General features: G+C 73.5%; 9 protein-coding genes. 7 read left to right on the plus strand and 2 right to left on the minus strand.

Annotated features, from left to right (window positions below):
* The first annotated feature begins 8 nt into the window (after positions 1–8).
* From ACWCQK_RS33685 to ACWCQK_RS33710, 6 genes are all read left to right on the plus strand, one after another.
* Positions 9–6,680, plus strand: a complete 6,672-nt coding sequence (locus ACWCQK_RS33685; protein ID WP_451161594.1) for a type I polyketide synthase — start codon at positions 9–11, stop codon at positions 6,678–6,680.
* 5 nt (positions 6,681–6,685) lie between these two features.
* Positions 6,686–9,835, plus strand: a complete 3,150-nt coding sequence (locus ACWCQK_RS33690) for a type I polyketide synthase (RefSeq protein ID WP_451161596.1) — start codon at positions 6,686–6,688, stop codon at positions 9,833–9,835.
* Positions 9,836–10,021: 186 nt separating this feature from the next.
* A complete protein-coding gene (locus ACWCQK_RS33695) occupies positions 10,022–13,267 on the plus strand; it encodes a non-ribosomal peptide synthetase (RefSeq protein ID WP_451161598.1) in 3,246 nt (1,081 codons plus the stop codon).
* A gap of 197 nt (positions 13,268–13,464) precedes the next feature.
* Positions 13,465–14,823, plus strand: coding sequence for a crotonyl-CoA carboxylase/reductase (gene ccrA / locus ACWCQK_RS33700; RefSeq protein WP_451161600.1), 1,359 nt, complete (start codon positions 13,465–13,467; stop codon positions 14,821–14,823).
* 1 nt (position 14,824) lies between these two features.
* Positions 14,825–15,814, plus strand: a complete 990-nt coding sequence (locus tag ACWCQK_RS33705) for a 3-oxoacyl-ACP synthase III family protein (RefSeq protein ID WP_451161602.1) — start codon at positions 14,825–14,827, stop codon at positions 15,812–15,814.
* Entirely contained in the window at positions 15,811–16,695 is an 885-nt protein-coding gene (locus ACWCQK_RS33710; protein WP_451161604.1) for a 3-hydroxybutyryl-CoA dehydrogenase, read from the plus strand. The genes ACWCQK_RS33705 and ACWCQK_RS33710 overlap by 4 nt, the downstream gene beginning before the upstream one ends.
* 122 nt (positions 16,696–16,817) lie before the next feature.
* Here the strand turns inward: ACWCQK_RS33710 and ACWCQK_RS33715 are convergent, their stop codons facing one another.
* The gene (locus ACWCQK_RS33715) at positions 16,818–17,618 is read right to left on the minus strand and encodes an alpha/beta fold hydrolase (protein ID WP_451161606.1); all 801 of its coding nucleotides are present in this window, start codon (positions 17,616–17,618) and stop codon (positions 16,818–16,820) included.
* Between the two features lie 115 nt (positions 17,619–17,733).
* Complete coding sequence (locus ACWCQK_RS33720; RefSeq protein WP_451161608.1) at positions 17,734–18,495, minus strand: thioesterase II family protein; 762 nt, start codon at positions 18,493–18,495, stop codon at positions 17,734–17,736.
* 489 nt (positions 18,496–18,984) lie between these two features.
* Here ACWCQK_RS33720 and ACWCQK_RS33725 point away from each other — a divergent pair.
* Positions 18,985–19,572: 2-oxoacid:acceptor oxidoreductase family protein (locus ACWCQK_RS33725; RefSeq protein WP_451161610.1), on the plus strand; the 588-nt coding region annotated here is incomplete at its 3' end.

The raw sequence follows: 19,572 nt of genomic DNA on the forward strand, positions 1-19,572 counted from the left end.
GGAGAGCGATGACGAACGACAAGAACGCCGATGTTCTCGACTACCTCAAGCGGACATCGATCGAGCTGATCGAGACCCGCCGGCGCCTGAAGGAGGTGACGGACGCCGCCGCCGAGCCCATCGCGGTGGTGGGCGTCGCCTGCCGCTTCCCCGGCGGCGCGGTGTCCCCGGAGGCATTGTGGGAGCTGGTGGCGGCGGGCGCGGACGTCGTGTCCGACTTCCCCCAGGACCGCAACTGGGACCTGGACAGCCTCCACGACCCGGATCCGGAGCGGCCGGGCACCTGCTCCACCCGCTCGGGCGGCTTCCTCGACGACGCGGGTGACTTCGACGCCGACTTCTTCGGGATCAACCCGCGCGAGGCGCTGGCCGCCGACCCGCAGCAGCGGCTGCTGCTGGAGACCTCGTGGGAGTCGCTGGAGCGGGCCGGCATCGACCCGCACACCCTGCGCGGCAGCGACACCGGCGTCTTCGCCGGCCTCGCCTACTTCGGCTACGGCAACCACTTCGTCACCCCCGAGACCATCTCGGGCTACGCGCAGACCGGTTCCCTGCTCAGCGTCGCGTCCGGCCGCGTCGCCTACGCGCTGGGCCTGGAGGGCCCGGCGCTCTCCACCGACACCGCCTGCTCCTCGTCGCTGGTGGCGGTGCACCAGGCGGTGCAGTCGCTGCGGCAGGGCGAATGCTCTCTGGCCCTGGCCGGCGGCGTCACCGTCGTGGCGACCCCGCAGGTGTTCCGGGAGATGTCACGCCAGCGGGGCCTGTCGGCGGACGGCCGGTGCAAGGCGTTCGCCGACGCGGCCGACGGCACCGGCTTCTCCGAGGGCGCCGGCGTGCTGGTCCTGCAGCGGCTCTCGCACGCGCGGCGGGACGGGCGCCGCATCTGGGCGGTGATCCGCGGCTCGGCGATCAACCAGGACGGCGCCTCCAACGGCCTGACCGCGCCCAACGGGCCGGCCCAGCAGCGCGTGATCCGCGCCGCGCTGGCCAACGCCCGGGTCCAGGCGGGCGACGTGGACCTGGTGGAGGCGCACGGCACCGGCACCACGCTGGGCGACCCCATCGAAGCGCAGGCGCTGCTGGCCACCTACGGGCAGGACCGCGACCCCGGCAGCCCGTTGTGGCTGGGCTCGCTGAAGTCGAACATCGGCCACACCCAGGCGGCCGCCGGCGTCGGCGGCATCATCAAGACGATCATGGCGATGCGGCACGGTGTGCTGCCCCGGACGCTGCACGTGGACCGCCCCTCGACGCATGTGGACTGGTCGGCCGGGGCGGTCGAGCTGCTGACCGAGGCCAGGCCGTGGCCCAGCGCGCCGGGACGCCCGCGGCGGGCCGGCGTGTCCAGCTTCGGCGCCAGCGGCACCAACGCGCACCTCATCCTCGAACAGGCCCCCGACGACACGGCAACCCCCGACGACACGGCAACCCCCGGGAACGCGGCAACCCCCGGGAACGGGACGGCAACCTCCGGGAACGGGACGGCGTCCGGGGACGGCACCACCCCCGCCGACGCGGCAGCGCCCGCCACGCCCGCCCCGATGCCGGGCGGGTGGGTGCCCTGGACCGTGTCGGCACGCTCGGAAGCGGCCCTGCGCGCCCAGGCGGACAGACTGCGCCAGGCCGCGGCCGCCGAACCGGACACGGACGCGGCGGACATCGGTTGGTCGCTGCTCTCCACCCGCGCGGCGTTCGAGCACCGCGCGGTGGTCCTGGGCCGCGACCGCGACGAACTGCTGGCCGGCCTGCACGCGCTGAGCCAGGGCACGGAATCCTCCGCCGTGGTGCGCGCCACCACAGCGGAACCCGGCGGCTGCGTCTTCATGTTCCCCGGCCAGGGCTCGCGGTGGGCGGGCGTGGCACGGCAGCTGTACGACACCTTCCCCGCCTTCGCCCACAGCCTGGACGAGATCTGCGCCCACTTCGACACCCACCTCCCCTTCGCCCTCAAACCGCTGCTCCTCGCCGACGACCCCGCACAGCCCGAACGCACGGACATCGCGCAGCCGGCGCTGTTCACCCTCCAGGTCAGCCTGTACCGGCTGATGGCGCGCTACGCTCCGCGGCCCAGCCACCTCATCGGTCACTCGGTCGGCGAGATCGCCGCCGCCCACGTGTCCGGGGCCCTCGGCCTGGACGCCGCGACCCGGCTCGTCGCCGCCCGCGGCCGGATCATGCGGACGGTCCGCGAGCGCGGCGCCATGCTGGCGGTGCGCGCCTCGCACGCCGACGTGAGCCCCCTGCTCGCCTCCTACGACCGGATCGGCGTCGCCGCCGTCAACGGCCCGGAGTCGGTGGTGGTCTCGGGCCTGCGCGAGGCGGTCCACGAGCTGCGCGAACGGCTCGTCGCCGACGGCACATCGGCGAAACTCCTCGCGGTCGACCACGCGTTCCACTCCCCGCTCATGGACCCGATCCTGGACGAGTTCGCGCAGGCGATCGGCGAGCTGCCCGCGGGCGAGCTGACGATCCCGGTCGTCTCGACCCGGCTGGGCCGCGAGGCCACGCTCCAGGAACTGACGTCCGCCGCGCACTGGGTGCAGCACGTGCGCGAACCCGTCCGCTTCTTCGACGCGGTCGAGCACGCCCGCACGGCCGGCGCGGACGTCTTCCTCGAAGTGGGCCCGGGATCGACCCTCGCGAGCATCACCCAGGAGGCCTTCGCCGGCGCGGGCGGCCACAGCGCGCTCGTCCTGTCGGCGTCACGGCGCGACCGCGAAGGCCCGCGGGCACTGCTCGACGCGCTCGCCCACCTGCACGTGCGGGGCCAGTCGGTGCGCTGGGACGCCCTGTTCGGGACACGCGAGCGGGTGGACCTGCCCACCTACGCGTTCCAGCGGCAGCGGTACTGGCTGGACTTCCTGGCCGCGATGCGCACGACGGACCTCTCCCGCACCGGCCTGTCGGCCCCCCGGCACCCGCTGCTGGGCGCCGTGGTGGACCACCCGGCCACCGACGAGGTCTCGTTCAGCGGCCTGTGGTCGCTGAACACCCACGGCTGGCTCGCCGACCACACGGTGTTCGGCGCGGCGGTCGTACCGGCGACGGCCTACCTGGACCTCGCGCTGGCGGCGGGCGAACACGTCGGGTGCGCCGCGCTCGAGGAACTCTCCCTGGAAGTCCCCCTGATCCTGCCCGACACCGGCGACGTGCGGATACGGGTCGTGGCCGGCGCGCCCGACGAGAGCGGACGCCGCGGCCTGGACGTGTACGCGCGTCCCGGCGAGGACGGCCCGGGCGCGGCCGGCTGGACGCGTCACGCCCGCGGCACCCTGTCCCCGGCCACCGCGCGGACGGCCGCACGGGACGACGACAGCCGCCCGCTCGCCGTGTGGCCCCCGGCCGGGGCCACCCCGATCGCCATCGACACCCTGTACGACTCCCTCGCCGACGGCGGCTTCGACTACGGGCCGGCCTTTCGCGGACTGCGCGAAGTGTGGCGGCGCGGCGAGGACCTCTTCGCCCTCGCCACCCTGCCCGACAGCGCCCAGGACCCGGCCGGCGCCACCTTCGCCCTGCACCCGGCACTGCTCGACACCGTGCTGCACGCGGTGGTGGCCGGCGGTGTCATCGACGTGACGGGCGAGCAGGGCTGGATGCCCTTCTCCTGGGCCGGCGCGCACCGCACGGGCGCGTGCGGTGCGACCGCCCGGGTCCGGCTGACCCCGGCCGGCGAAGGCGTCGTGTCCGTGAGCGTCGCCGACGGACACGGCCGCCCGGTCGCGCACGTCGAGACGCTGACGTTCCGCCCGGCGAGCGCCGAACAGGTCCGCTCGGCACACGGCCGGCCGCAGTCGCTGTACGCACTGCGCTGGCGGCCCCTCGAACACGACGCGACGGACACCGCCCGCGGACAGTGGGCCGTTCTGGGCGCCCGCCACGGCCTGGCCGCCCGGCTGTGCGAGGCGGCCAAGGAGAGCGCCGAGTGCTACGCCGCCCCGGACGCCGTCCCCGCGCAACAGGCCCCCCGCCACCTCGTGCTGTGCCCGGACGACGCCGCCGCCCCGGGCACCGGCACGCTCGCCGCCGTCGGCGGCGCGGACACCTACGTACTGGAGCAGGTGCAGCGCTTCCTCGCCGAGGAGGCACTCGCCGCGTCCACACTGGTGGTCCTCACCCGCCTGGCCCTGGACACCGGAGGCGGGGACAGCGTCGAGAGCCTGCCCGGCGCGTCCGTGTGGGGCCTGATCCGCTCCGCGCAGACCGAACACCCCGGCAGGCTGCGGCTGGTGGACCTCGACGACGAGGACACCTCCTGGGCGCGCCTGCCGCAGGCGCTGGCCACCGGCGAGGACCAGCTGGCCCTGCGCGCCGGCGCCTTCCTCGTCCCGCGCATGGCGCCCGCCGCACCGGCCGCACACCGCCTGGAGCCGCCGGCGCCCGGCCCGCACCGGCTGGGCATCGTGACCCGGGGAACGCTGGAGAACCTGACCTGGGTGCCGTGCCCGCAGGTGCAGGCACCCCTGACGAGCGGACAGGTCCGCATCGCCGTCCAGGCCGCCGGCCTGAACTTCCGGGACGTCACGATCGCCCTGGGACTGGTGCAGCGCACCGCGATCGACGCCGGACTCGGCAGCGAGGGCGCCGGAGTGGTCCTCGAGGTCGCCGACGACGTGACCCGCCTGGCACCGGGCGACCGGGTGACCGGCATCTTCACCGGCGCCTTCGGCCGCGTCGCCGTCGCCGACCACCGCCTGCTCATGCCCGTCCCCGACGGCTGGAACCACGCCGAGGCGGCGTCGGTCCCCAGCACCTTCCTCACCGCCTACCACGCGCTCTTCCACGTCCACCAACTCCGCAAGGGGCAGCGCATCCTCATCCACGCCGCGGCGGGCGGCGTCGGGATGGCCGCCGTACAGCTCGCCCGGCACGTAGGCGCCGAGATCTACGCCACCGCGAGCCCGGCCAAGTGGCCCGCCCTGCGCGCGCTGGGCCTGGACGACGCGCACCTGGCCTCCTCCCGCGATCTGGACTTCGCCGGCAAGTTCCTCGGCTCCTCCGGCGGCCGCGGTGTCGACGTCGTACTGAACTCCCTCGCCCACACCTTCGTCGACGCCTCGCTGACGCTGCTGCCCGAGGGCGGACACTTCATCGAGATGGGCAAGACCGACATCCGCGATCCCCGCCAGGTCGCGGCCGACCACCCCGGCGTCGACTACCAGGCCTTCGACCTCTACGAGGCGGGCCCGGACGCGATCCACGACATGTTCAAGAACGTCATGCGGCTGTTCACCGACGGCCCGCTGCGGCTGAACCCGGTCTCCGTGCGCGACATCCGTGACGCGCGCAAGGCGTTCCGCGAGATGAGCCAGGGCCGCCACACCGGCAAAATCGTCCTCGACGTCGGCGGCGGCTTCGGCGGCGGCACCGTGCTGGTCACCGGCGGCACCGGGGGAGTGGGATCACTCCTGGCCCGCCACCTCGTCGCCGAACACGGCGTGCGCAGCCTGCTGCTGGCCGGCCGCCGCGGGCCGGGAGCCGACGGGGTCGCCGAACTGGTGGCGGACCTGGAAGCCGCGGGCGCGCACGTCCAGGTGGCGGCCTGCGACGTCGCCGACCGGGCGGCCGTCGCGGACCTGCTCGCCGGCATAGCGCCCCGCCACCCGCTGACCGCGGTCGTGCACGCGGCGGGCGTACTGGCGGACGCCACCGTCGAGTCCCTCACCGCGCAAAGCCTCGAACAGGTACTGCGCGCCAAGGTCGGCGGAGCCCTCAACCTGCACGAACTGACCAGGAAACACACCCTGTCGGCGTTCATCCACTTCTCCGCCCTCGCCGGCACGCTCGGCACCGCAGGACAGGCCAACTACGCCGCGGCGAACGCCTTCCTGGACGCACACGCGGCCCAGCGCACCGCCTCCGGCCTGCCCGGCACCTCGCTGTGCTGGGGCTGGTGGGAGCAGAGCAGCGGCATGACCGAGGACCTCGACCGCGCCGACCTGTCCCGGCTGCGGCGGATGGGCATCGCCGCGATGCCCACCGCCGAGGCACTGGCCCTGTTCGACGCCGCGTGCGCGAACGGCGGCCCGGTCCTCATCCCGGCCCGGGTGGACGCCACCACACTGCGCACCACAGCCGCCGGCGAACTGCCGCTGCTCCTGCGCGACCTCGCCGACAGCGCCCGCCCCCGCCGCGGCCGGGCCCCCGCCGCCGGCGACGCCGGCGCACCCGCCCTGTCCGCCCGACTGGCCGCCCTCGCACCGGACGAGGCACAAGCCGCCGTCCTCGACTGGGTCCGCGACCAGGTCGCCATCGTCCTGGGGCACCCCTCCGGCACGGCCGTCGACGCCGAACAGGCCTTCACCCAGCTCGGATTCGACTCGCTGACCTCCGTCGAACTGTGCAACCGGCTGGCCGCCGCGACCGGACTGCGCCTGCCCACCACCCTCGTCTTCAGCTACCCCACACCGGCCGAACTCGGCGCACACCTCGCCGGCCTGCTGCGCCCCGCACCCGCCCCGGACACCGGCCCGGACCAGGACACACACATCCGGGAACTGCTGCACACCGTCTCGGTCGACCGCCTGCGCGAGGCGGGCCTGCTGGAACTGGTCCTGGCCTGCGCCGCCCCAGCGCAGCCCGGCCCCGCGGCCCAGACCACGGACACGGACACCGGTGCGGACGAACTGTCGGACATGGACCTGGAAGCACTGGTCGACCTGGCTCTGGAGGAGAGGTGAGCGGCGTGAGCAACTCCGCGGACCACACGGCGGACGGCGCACAACGCGTCCAGCGGGCGCTGCGCACCCTGCTGGAGGAACGCGACCGCCTCCGGCAGGAGAACGACGCCCTCAAGGCCGGCCGCGGCGAACCGGTCGCCGTGGTGGCCATGGCCTGCCGCTACCCGGGCGGCGTCACCACGCCCGAGGACCTGTGGGACATGCTGCGCGAGGGCCGCGACGCCGTGGACACCTTCCCGGCGGACCGCGGATGGCGGGACGTCTACGACCCCGACCCCGACACCGCCGGCAGCTCGTACGTACGGCACGGCGGGTTCCTCACCGACGTGGCCGGCTTCGACGCGGACTTCTTCGGCATCAGCCCGCGTGAGGCACTGGCGGTCGATCCGCAGCAGCGCCTGCTGCTGGAGACGTCCTGGGAGGTCTTCGAACGGGCGGGCATCGTGCCCGCCACCGTGCGCGGCAGCGACGTCGGCGTGTTCACCGGGGTGAGCTCCACCGAGTACGGCTCGCGTTTCCTGGACGGCGCCAAGAACGAGCTGGAGGGCTACCTGCTGCACGGCAGCACGCTGAGCGTCGCCTCCGGCCGGGTGGCCTACGAACTGGGCCTGACCGGACCGGCGGTGTCGGTGGACACCGCGTGCTCGTCGTCGCTGGTCGCCCTGCACCTGGCGGTGCAGTCGCTGCGCGCGGGGGAGTCCTCGCTCGCACTCGCGGGCGGCGCGCTGGTGATGTCGACGCCCGAACTGTTCGTGGAGTTCTCCCGCCAGCGCGGCCTGGCCGCCGACGGCCGCTGCAAGTCCTTCGCCCGGGCCGCCGACGGCACCGGCTGGGCCGAAGGCGTCGGCGTGCTGCTCCTGGAGCGCCTGTCCGACGCCCGCCGCAACGGCCACCCGGTGCTGGCCGTCGTGCGCGGCAGCGCCGTCAACCAGGACGGCGCCAGCAACGGACTGACCGCCCCCAACGGCCGCGCCCAGGAGAAGGTGATCCTGAAGGCGCTGGCGAACGCGGGCGTCGCGGCCCGCGACGTCGACCTGGTCGAGGCCCACGGCACCGGAACCGTGCTGGGCGACCCCATCGAGGCGGGCGCCCTGCTGGCGACCTACGGCAGGGACCGCGCCCAGGACCGGCCGCTGTGGCTGGGCTCCATGAAGTCGAACATCGGCCACGCCCAGGCCGCCGCCGGCGTCGCCGGGGTCATCAAGGCCGTGCTGGCCCTGCGCCACGGCTACCTGCCCAAGACCCTGCACGTGGACACACCCTCCCCGCACGTGGACTGGTCCTCGGGCGGCATCGAACTGCTGGTGCAAGGACGCCCCTGGAGCCCCGCGGAGGGCCCGCGCCGGGCCGGGGTGTCGTCCTTCGGCGTCAGCGGCACCAACGCACACGTCATCCTCGAGGAGCAGCCCCCCCAGGAACCGGCCGGCCCGCCCACCCCCACCCCCATCCCCGCCCCCGCCCCCACCCCCGCCCCCGCTGTGGCCGGCGGCCTGGTGCCGTGGCTGGTGTCGGGCAAGAGCGAGGCAGCCCTGCGCGAACAGGCGGCCCGACTGCGCGACTTCGCCGCCGCCGACCCGGACACCGACGCGGCCGACATCGGCTGGTCGCTGGTCTCCAGCCGGTCACGGTTCGAGCACCGCGCGGTCGTCCTGGGCCGCGGCCGCGACGAACTGCTGGACGGCCTGAGCGCGCTGAGCCAGGGCACCGACTCCGCCGCCGTGGTGCGCGCCACCGCCGCCGGCCTCGGCGGCTGCGTCTTCATGTTCCCCGGCCAGGGCTCGCAGTGGGTCGGCATGGGCCGGCAGCTGTATGACACCTTCCCCGCCTTCGCGCACAGCCTGGAGGCGTGCGCGGCCGCCCTCGCCGAGTGGGTCGACTGGTCGCTGCTCGACGTGGTGCGCGGCACCGAGGGAGCGCCCACCCTGGACCGGGTGGACGTGGTCCAGCCGGCACTGTTCTCGGTGATGGTGTCCCTGGCCGCCCTGTGGCGCTCCTGGGGCGTGCAGCCGGCCGCGGTGATCGGACACAGCCAGGGCGAGATAGCCGCCGCCCACGTCTGCGGCGCACTCTCGCTCAGGGACGCCGCCAAGACCGTGGCACTGCGCAGCAAGGCCCTGGTGGACCTGATCGGCCACGGCGGGATGGCCTCGGTCGCGGAGTCCGCGGACGTCGTGACGCAGCGCCTGCTGCCGTGGAGCGAACGGGTGAGCGTCGCCGTCGTCAACGGCCCCCGCTCCGTGGTGGTGTCCGGTGAACCCGACGCACTCGACGAATTCGTCGAGAAGATGAAGGCCGACGGCGCCCAGGCCCGCAGGATCTCCGTCGACTACGCCTCCCACTCCCACCAGGTGGCCCGGGTCCGCGACCAGGTCATCGGCGCGCTGTCCGACCTGCGCCCCACCACCTCGGCACTGCCCTTCTACTCCACCCTGTACGGCGAGATCATCGACACCGCACGGCTCGACGGCGACTACTGGTACACCAACCTGCGCGAGAAGGTCCTCTTCGAACCGACCGTGCGCCGGCTGGCCGAGGACGGCCTGCGCGTGTTCATCGAGATGAGCCCGCACCCCGTGCTGACCGTCCCGGTACAGGAGATCACCGAGGACGTGGACGGCGCGCTGGTCCTGTCCTCGGCACGGCGCGACCGGGGCGAGGCACAGGCCGTACTCGGCTCACTGGCCCAACTCCACGTCCAGGGCGGGACGGTGGACTGGGACGCCCTGTTCACCACGCGCCGGCGGGTGGACCTGCCGACGTACGCCTTCCAGCGCCGGCGGTACTGGCTGAACTCGACGCACACCGCCGCCGAGGCGCAACTGCCGCAGGCCGGCCCGCCGGCCGACGACGACACCCTCGTCCCGCTGGCGGAGCGGCTCGCCGGCCTCCCCGACGACGACGCCCGGGCCCTCGTCCTCCAGCACGTCCTGGAGAAGGTCGCCGTCGTCCTCGGACACCCCTCCACCGCGTCCATCAACCCCGACCACGGCTTCAAGGAACTCGGATTCGACTCGCTGCTGTCGGTCGAGCTGAGCAAACGCCTGACCGCGTCGAGCGGACTGAAACTGCGGGCGAACCTGGTCCTGCGCCACCCCTCACCCCGCCTGGTCGCCGCGCACATCACGTCCTCGTTCCCCCCGCGCGGCGCGCACTGAACCCACCTGTCCCGGGCGCTCTCGCGGCCCGGGAATGTCCCGCCGGCAGGACACCGCAAGCCCCACAACGGCCCGTCCCGCCCCGGCACCGACCTGTCTTGACCGGCTGATCCACCGTCCGTGACGGTGGGGCGATCTGCGAATTCCTCCGATTTCCGGACCTGTTCATTCGAGGGGTTGATCCGTGTGCGTTCGTTCGGCGCGTCGTCTGCGCATCAAGGACTGTGGCTGGCGGAGGAAGTCTCCGCGGACACGCTGAACCATGCGCTGACCATGTGGGATGTGGACGGCGAACTGGACGCGGCCGTCATGGAGTCCGCGTTCCTGCACGTCATGGACGAAGCGGAGGTACTGCGCGTCACCTTCGCCGACGACGGCGGCGGACTGCGCCTGACCCCGCGCGAACTGGGCGACTGGCGCCCGTTCTCATGGGACTTCAGCACCGAGACAGACCCCGAGCAGGCGGCCCGCGAAGCGCTCGCCGCCATGGTGCGCACCCCCTTCGACCTCAAGCGCGACCTGCTGTTCCGCATGGGCGTCGTCAAACTCGCCCCGGCCCGCTCCCTCGTGGTGATCGCCTACCACCACCTCATCTCGGACGGGTTCGGCACCGGCGGCCTGCTCTCGCGCCGCCTCGCCGAGGTGTACACGGCGCTCACGCGGGGCGAGCGGCCGGCGCACCTGCCGCACCCGTGGGACGCCGAGTCCTTCGCGGCCGAGGCCACCGGCTACCAGGCTTCCCCGGCGTTCACCGAGGACACCGCGTTCTGGCGCGACTACCTCGCCGACGCGCCCGCACCCGCGCGGATCCCGCGCGTCGCCCTGACCGAGACGATGCGCGCCGCGCTGAGCGAACCGATGAACAGCGCCGACCGCTGGGGCGAGCTGACCGAACCCATCGGCATGGTCAGCCGGACACTGACCGTCGCGCGCGCCGAGGCGGACACCTGGACCGAGACCGCGAAGTCCCTGGGCGTGTGGATGTCCACCCTGCTCACCGCGGCCACCGCGGTCTTCCTGCGGCACCGCTGCGACCGCCCGGAGTTCCTGCTGTCGCTGGCCGTCGGCAACCGGGTCGGCGTCGCGAGCAGGACCCCCGGCCTCGCGGTCAACGTGGTGCCGCTGCGCGTGGCCGTGCCGCTGGGCGCGACCTTCACCGAGATCGCCGACACGCTCGTCGACGAGACGTACGAGGTCTTCGGCCACACCGCCTGCCACTACTCCGACATCCAGCGCGCGAGCGGCACCGTCCTGAGCGAGCGCGGCAGTTTCGGCGCCGTCATGAACGTCGTCGAGTTCGTCCAGCAGCTCCACTTCGCCGACAGCCCCGCGCGCTACCTCGGCGGCACGACCGGCGCCTTCGACGAACTGGCCATCGGCGTCTACACCGACGGCAGCCCCGACAGCGACCTGTTCATCCGCCTCGACGCCCCCGCCGCCCTGTACTCCCGCGCCGAACTGCGCTTCATCGGCACCGAACTGATCGCCCACATCCGCGCCGTGATCGCCGACGCCGGCCGCCCGGTCGGCGCGCTGGACGTACTGGACGCCTCCGAACGCGAGCGGGTGCTCACCGCGCCGAACGACACCCGCGCACCCCTGCCGGGACTGACACTCGGGCAGCTGTTCACCCGCCAGGCACGGCGCACCCCCGACGCCGTCGCCCTCGTGTCGGACGGCACGACGCTCACCTACCGGGAACTCGACGAACGCTCCGGCCACCTGGCCCGGGCGCTGCGACGGCGGGACATCGGGCCCGAGACGGTCGTGGCACTCGCACTGCCCCGCTCGGCCGACCTGGCCGCCGCCCTGCTCGCAGTCGTCAAGGCCGGCGCCGCCTACCTGCCCCTCGACCCCGCCCTCCCCGCCCAGCGGATCCGCTCACGGATCGCCGACAGCGCGGCACGCGCCCTGCTCACCGACGCGGCCACCGCCGACGCGCTCTGCGGTGACCTGGACATCCCGGTGACCGTCTTCGACGACCTCCCCACCCACACCACCGACGCCGACACCACCGACGGCGCCGACCTCACCGGTGCGCCGCAGGCCCGGCCGGACAGCCTGCTGGCCGTCCTGCACCGCCCCGCACCGGGCGCGCCCGGTGCGCCGGCCGATACGCCCGTCGCCGTGACCCACCGCGCCATGGAGCGCTTCGTCATGGACCGCCACTGGCAGGAGCACGGCCCCCACACCGTGCTGTGGCACACCCCGCCCACCGGCGACACGCTCGCCCTCGAACTGTGGGCGCCGCTGCTGGGCGGCGGCCGGGTGATCGTCGCCCCCGCGGGCGACCTGGACACCGCCACCCTCGCCGAGGCACACACGGCGCACGGGATCACCAGTGTGTGGCTGCCCGCCGCCCGGTTCACGGCGATCGCCGCACAGCACCCCGAACACCTCGCCGGGCTGCGCGAGGTGTGGACCGGCGGTGACCGCGTGCCCGCGGCCGCACTGCGCCGGATACGCGAGGCCTGCCCCGACCTGAGCGTCGTCCACGGCCACGGCACGGCGGAGACCACCGTCTTCGCCGCCGCCCACCACCTGGCCCCCGGCGCACCCGCGCACCCCGCGGGCGCACTCGGCCGCCCCCTGGACAACACCGCCCTGTACGCGCTGGGCCCGGGACTGGCACCGGTCCCCGCCGGCGTCACCGGCGAGCTCTACGTGGCCGGCCCCGGCATCACGCGCGGCTATCCGGGGCGGCCCGGACAGAGCGCCCAGCACCTCGTGCCCTGCCCGTTCGGCCCGGCCGGCACGCTCATGTACCGCACCGGGGACCTGGTCCGCCGCGACAACGACGGCCTGCTCACCTACGTGGGCCGCACCGGCACCCAGGTGGACGTCCACGGCGTGCGCGTCGAGCCGGCCGAGGTCGAGGAGGCACTCGCCGAACACCCCGCACTGGCGCAGTCGGCGGTCACCGTCCGCCAGGACGGCACCGGGCAGCAGCGGCTGGCGGCCTACGTGGTCCCGGCGGCCGGCCGGCCGGTGACGGGCGAGGAACTGCGCCGCTTCGCCGCCCAACGACTGCCCGAGCCCATGGTCCCGCACGTGTTCACCGTGCTGGAGCGCCTGCCGGTGACGGCCGACGGCAGGGTGGAGAAGGCATCGCTGCCCCAGCCCGAGTTCGACGACACGACCTACCGCGCACCGCGCAACGACACCGAGCGGGTCCTGGCCGCCGCGTTCGCCGACGTCCTGGAGCGCGACCGGGTCGGCATCGACGAGGACTTCTTCGACCTCGGCGGCAACTCGCTGCGGGCGATCAGGCTGGTCGGCCTGATCCGGGCCGAACTGAAGCAGGAGGTGTCGATCCGCGGACTGTTCGCGGCCCGCACCGTCACCGGCCTGTCCGACATGTGGAAGGACCTCGCCGCCCAGTCCAGCAGGCCCACGCTGCGCAGGCGCACCAGGGACGGCGCGGTCCTCTGACACCGTGCGCCGGCCGCCGCGGCCTGCGCGGCGGCCGGCACACAGCGGGCGGCGGCGGGCGGCGCGCGCCGTCCGCTCCCGCGGTCACAGGGGTCTCGGGTGCGGTCCGGCCGGCAGCGGCCCTCGTTTGCACTCTTCATTGATCTGCCGTGCGACACGGTCCTCTCCTGTGGCCACTGCAGAGCGGGAAGGAAACCATGGATTCACTGACCCAAGCCCTGCTGGCCGGCGCCGGCCCGGACGAGATCGGCGGGCACGACCTTCCGCCCGACTACGAGGCCGCCCATCTCCTCGCCTCGGATGTCGCCATGTTCGACGGCGTCCACGACAAGGACGTCCGCAAGTCACTGCACGTCGGCCGGGTCCCGATGCCGGACCTCGCCCCCGACGAGGTGGTCGTCGCCGTCATGGCGAGCTCCATCAACTACAACACCGTCTGGTCGGCCACCTTCGAACCGGTGCCCACCTTCGACTTCCTGGCGCGCCACGCCCGCCAGGGCGGCTGGGCCGCCCGGCACGACCTGCCGCACCAGGTGGTCGGCTCGGACGCGGCCGGGATCGTCGTACGCGTCGGGGCGGGGGTGCGGCACTGGAAGGCGGGCGACCACGTCGTCGCCAGCTGCGTCCAGGTCGACGAGCAGGAGCCGGCCACCCACGCCGACGCCATGCTCGGCACCGGGCAGCGGATCTGGGGCTACGAGACGAACTTCGGCGGCCTCGCCCACTACGCGGTGCTCCGCGCCAGCCAGCTGCTGCCCAAACCGCCCCACCTGACCTGGGAGGAGTCGGCCGGTGTGCTGCTGACCGCGGCGACCTCCTACCGGATGCTGGTCGGCGCCAACGGCGCCCGCGTCAAACAGGGCGACATCGTCCTCATCTGGGGTGCGACCGGCGGCCTGGGCGCGTTCGCGGTGCAGATGGTGAAAAACGCGGGCGGTATCGCCGTCGGCGTCGTCAGCTCCCCGGCCAAGGCCCGCGCACTGCGCCGGCTCGGCTGCGACGTGGTCATCGACCGAGGCGAGATCGGCCTGGGCGCCGACGGCGCGCTCACCCCCGAGCGGACCATCGAACTGGGCAAGCGCCTCGGCCGGGAGATCCGCCGGCAGGTCGGCGAGGACCCGCACATCGTGTTCGACTACGTCGGCCGGGCCACCTTCGGGATCTCGGTGTTCGTCGTCCGCAAGGGCGGAACCGTCGTCACCTGCGGGTCCAGCACGGGCTACGACCACCACTTCGACAACCGCTACCTGTGGATGAACCTCAAGCGGATCCTGGGCAGTCACGCCGCCAACCTCCAGGAACAGGCCGAGTGCAACCGGCTGTTCCGGCTGGGACACCTTTCCCCCGTCCTGTCCGAGGTGTTCCCGCTCAAGGACGTGGGCGAGGCCGCCCGCCTCGTCCAGCTCAACCGGCACACCGGGAAAGTCGGCGTGCTCTGCCTCGCCCCCGAGGAAGGGCTCGGCGTCACCGACCCCGTACTGCGGGAGAAGATCGGCGCCGCCCGGCTCAACCCGCTGCGCGCTCCCGCCGCACCCGACCTCGCCGAGGTGACCTGACATGGCGACCGGCATCCTGTCCACCGGCTCCTACCTGCCCAAGCACGAAGTGGGCAACGACGAGATCGCCGAACGCGTCGGCGTCAGCGCCGAGTGGATCGAACGCAAGACACAGATCCGCACCCGGCGCTACGCGGCCCCGCACGAGGCGACGTCCGACCTGGCGGTGAAAGCCGCCGAACGGGCCCTGGCACAGGCCGAACTGACCCCGCGGCAGATCGACTACCTCATCGTCGCCACCTCCACCGGCGACTTCCCGCAGCCGCCCACCTCCTACCTGGTCCAGCACGCCCTGGGCGCCTACGGCGCGGCCTGCTTCGACATCAACGTCGTGTGCAGCGGCTTCGTCTACGCCCTCACCCTCGCCCACAGCCTGCTCGCGGTGCGGCCGCAGGCCCGCGCGCTGGTCATCGGCGCCGACATCTACTCGCGGATCCTGGACTTCACCGACCGAAAGACGGCGATCCTGTTCGCCGACGGCGCCGGCGCCGCCGTCGTCGGCGCACTGCCGCAGCCGTACGGCATCCTCGCCACCGACCTCTCCAGCCGCGGCGACGCACACCACCTGATCCGCGTCGAGGCCGGCGGCAGCCGCACCCCCGCCTCGGCCGCCACCCTCGCCGAGGGCGGCCACTTCTTCCGGATGGACGGCCGCGCGGTACGCGACTTCGTCACCGAACACGTCCCGCCCGCCCTGAACGCACTGGCCCACAAGGCCGGGATGGACATCAGCGCCGTCGACCACTTCGTCCCGCACCAGGCCAACGGCGTGATGCTCGACGAGGTCGTCACCCGCACCGGCCTGGGCGCCGCCCGGACCCACCACACACTGACCCGCTACGGCAACACCGGCGCCGCCTCGGTGCCGGTCGCCCTCGACGAAGCCCACCGCACCAAAGCGCTGGCACCGGGGGATGTGGTGCTGCTCGCCGGGTTCGGCGGCGGCATGTCGATCGGAGCATCACTTCTGGCCTGGGGGGCCGAACAATGACCACAACCACACAGAACACCGCCACGGACCTCGACCGGGTGGGTGTCGTCGGCAGCGGCATCATGGGCACCGGCATCGCCGAACTGTGCGCGAAAGCCGCACTGGACGTACGCGTCGCGGTGTTCTCCGAGACCTCCCTGCACACCGCGCCGCAGCGGCTGGCCGCCTCCCTCGACCGGGGCGTGGCGAAAGGCAAACTGACCGCCCAGGAACGCGACGCCGCACTGGGCCGCGTCTCGTTCACCCGCGACCTCGGCGAACTGGCCGACCGCCGCCTGGTCATCGAGGCGGTCACGGAGGACGAGCAGATCAAACTCGACCTGTTCGCCACCCTCGACAAGACCGTCAAGGACCCGGACGCGATCCTGGCGAGCAACACCTCCTCGATCCCCATCGCCCGGCTCGCCGCCGCGACCCGCCGCCCCGGCCAGGTACTCGGCATGCACTTCTTCAACCCCGTACCGGCGCTGCCGCTCGTCGAACTCGTCACCTCGGTCCTCACCGAACAGACGGTCAGCACCCGGGCCCTGCTCTTCGTCCGCGACGTCCTGGGCAAGAAACCGATCGCCTCACCGGACCGGGCCGGCTTCCTCGTCAACGCCCTGCTCTTCCCCTACCTGCTGTCCGCGATCCGCATGGTCGACTCGGGCCTGGCGAGCGCCGAGACCGTCGACCAGGGCATGGTCCAGGGCTGCTCGCACCCGATGGGCCCGCTGCGCCTGGCGGACCTGATCGGCCTGGACACCACCGTGTCCATCGCACGGGCCATGTACGAGGAGCACAAGCAGCCCCAGTACGCGCCCCCGCCGCTGCTGCTGCGCATGGTCGAGAGCGGCCTGCTGGGCAAGAAGTCCGGCCGCGGCTTCTACACCTACACCTGACCCCCCGGCTGCGGCGCCGGGGACCTGACACCCCCGCCGCCGCAGGCGGGGACCTGACACCCCCGGCTGCGGCGGCGGGGAACCGTCCCCGCCGCCGCAGCCGCGCACCTTCTTCCCTTCGCTCAGCGGGCCTGCTGGTCGTGGGCGGCCGCGATCTCGCGGACGGCCTCGGCGACGGCCCCGAAGTCCTTGCGCAGGACGTGGGAGTGGTTGCTGGCGACCTTTGCGCTCACCTTGATGTCCGGGTTGCGGGCGAGCACCGGATCGAGTGAGGCCCGCATCCGTTCCATCTCCTCCTGGCCCCCGCCGAGGCTGGCACCGGTGGCCAGGATGTAGCGCACCGGACAGCTCACGCGGTCCAGGACCGGCGCGATGGCGGCGTTGACCTCGTTGGCCTCGATGTTGATGTCGGCGTGCTGGTCGGCGCTCATCCGCGCGGCCATGCCCAGCGGGCGGAACAGCGGCAGCACCGGCCGCATCCGGCGGAACAGGCGCCGGATCCGTGCCTGGCCCTCCGCGCCGGTCAGGCCGTAGGGGATGGCGCCGTCCACGGCCACCACGCCCACGACGCGCTCGGGACGCTGCTCGGCCCAGTGCACCGCCAGGGCCGCGCCGTAGGACCAGCCCACGAGCAGCGGCCGCTCCACCCCGGTCGCCTCGAGGACGGCGTCGATGTCGCGCAGGCATGCCTCGAAGGAGTAGTCCGCCGACCGCTTCGAGCGGCCGCGGGCCCGCTCGTCGAAGGTGATGTGCCGCCATTCGGTGCCGAGTTCGGCGATCAGGGGCCGCCAGGGACGGTGGTCGGCGTAGGAGCCGTTGAGATAGACGATGACGCGGCCGGGGCCGCGGGTGTCGGTGACGGCCAGGGCGGTGTCGTCGACAGGGACCATGCCGGTCCAGGCCGAGCGAGGAGAACTGGTCATGCCCTCAGCGTCCACCCTGACCCCAGGTCCGGGTCAACCCGCGACATTGAGCCAGACCACCGCCCCCGGGCCGCCGCGGAACCCCGTCCTCCTGACGGCCGGCCAGGGCGCGCGCTCAGGAGGACGGGGCGTCGGCGAGCAGCCCCCCGGTGATCGTCGCGGCGACCTCGCCGACCTGGTCGGCGAGGTAGAAGTGGCCGCCGGGGAACACCTTCAGGGTGAAGTCGCCGCTGGTGTGCTCCCGCCAGGTGTGGGCTTCCTGGACCGTCACCATCGGGTCGCTGTCCCCGACGAGGACGCTCACCGGCGTGGTCAGCGGCGCGCTCTCCTGCCACCGGTAGGTGCCCAGGGCCCGGTAGTCGGCGCGCAGCGCCGGCAGCACGATCTCCAGGATCTCCGGGTTGTCGAGCATGCTCTGGTCGGTGCCGCCCAGCCGGCGCACCTCGGCCAGCACCGAGTCGTCGTCGTAGAGGGGGGCGTGGACGCGCGCGGACGGGCCCGGCGCGCCCCGCCCGGACAGGAACAGCCGCTGCGGGGCGGGCAGTTCACGCCGGGCGAGCAGGCGGGCCGTCTCGTAGGCGACGAGGGCGCCCATGCTGTGCCCGAACAGGGCGTACGGCCGCCGGGGGTCCGCCGCCAGGTCCGCCGCCAGCTCTTCGGCCACCGCCTCGACGAGCGGTGCCAGCGCCGTGAACGGCTCCTCGCGGTAGCGGTCCTGGCGTCCCGGGTACTGCACGCACACCACGTCGAGGTCCGCGGGCAGCGTGCGCGCCAGCTGCGTGTAGGCCGTCGCGGAACCCCCCGCGTGGGGGAAGCACACGAGCCGCGGCCCCTGCCCCGCGACCGTGGTGAAGCGCCGGAACCACGTGCTGTTCACTCGGTGTGTCCCTTCGTCGGTGCCGGCCGCCCGGTCAACCGCTCGGACCGGCCCGGCAGATCGAGCGTCTCGAACCGCCCGGCGCCGCACCGCCGGGCCTGCCGCCGGAGCGGGGGCGCCGGGCCGGAACCGGCCAACTCCGCGCCCGCCGAGCGTAGTCATACCCGCCCGCATCCGGCACTGGACAGTTGAACACCCCGGCCGCCCGCCGCGGTACCCCGCCCGCCCCCCGCGGCACCCCGCCCGACGGCGGCGGACCCCCGCCCGGAACGCCTTTTGGCGAGGTGAACGCCCATAACAGTGCCGTCCGCGGTCCCGGCCGGACCGCCCTCCCGCGGGCTCCCGCGGGCGCACACCGGCGCTCTGGTCAGTTGAACCTCTGTCATGAATCGTTCGCCGCACGGCGCGAAAGCGCTGCCCGATGCCAGGGTTGAGCTCCCGTACGCCCGACGCACCCGACCGTGGCCCAACCGACCCTCCTGGAGAGCCATGTCCCCTCGACATCCCGCCTCGGAGTCCGTCACCGAGGGGCACCCCGAGCAGAGCACCGGACAGATCCGGCGGCTGGACCGGGTGATCATCCGCTTCGCGGGCGACTCCGGTGACGGAATGCAGCTCACCGGGGACCGCTTCACCTCGGAAACGGCGTCGTACGGCAACGACCTGTCCACGCTGCCGAACTTCCCCGCCGAGATCCGGGCGCCCGCCGGGACCCTGCCGGGAGTGTCGTCGTTCCAGCTACACTTCGCCGACCACGACATCCTCACCCCCGGCGACGCGCCGAACGTGCTGGTCGCGATGAACCCCGCCGCCCTGAAGGCGAACATCGCCGACGTGCCGCGCGGCGCCGACATCATCGTGAACGAGGACGAGTTCACCAAGCGCGCGCTCGCGAAGGTCGGCTACGCCCTCTCCCCGCTGGAGGACGGATCGCTCGACGGCTATCACGTGCATCCCGTGCCGCTGACGACGCTGACGGTCCAGGCGCTGAAGGATTTCGCTCTGTCGCGCAAGGAGGCCGAGCGCAGCAAGAACATGTTCGCGCTGGGGCTGTTGTCGTGGATGTATCACCGGCCG

Source organism: Streptomyces sp. NPDC002306, from assembly GCF_053593435.1.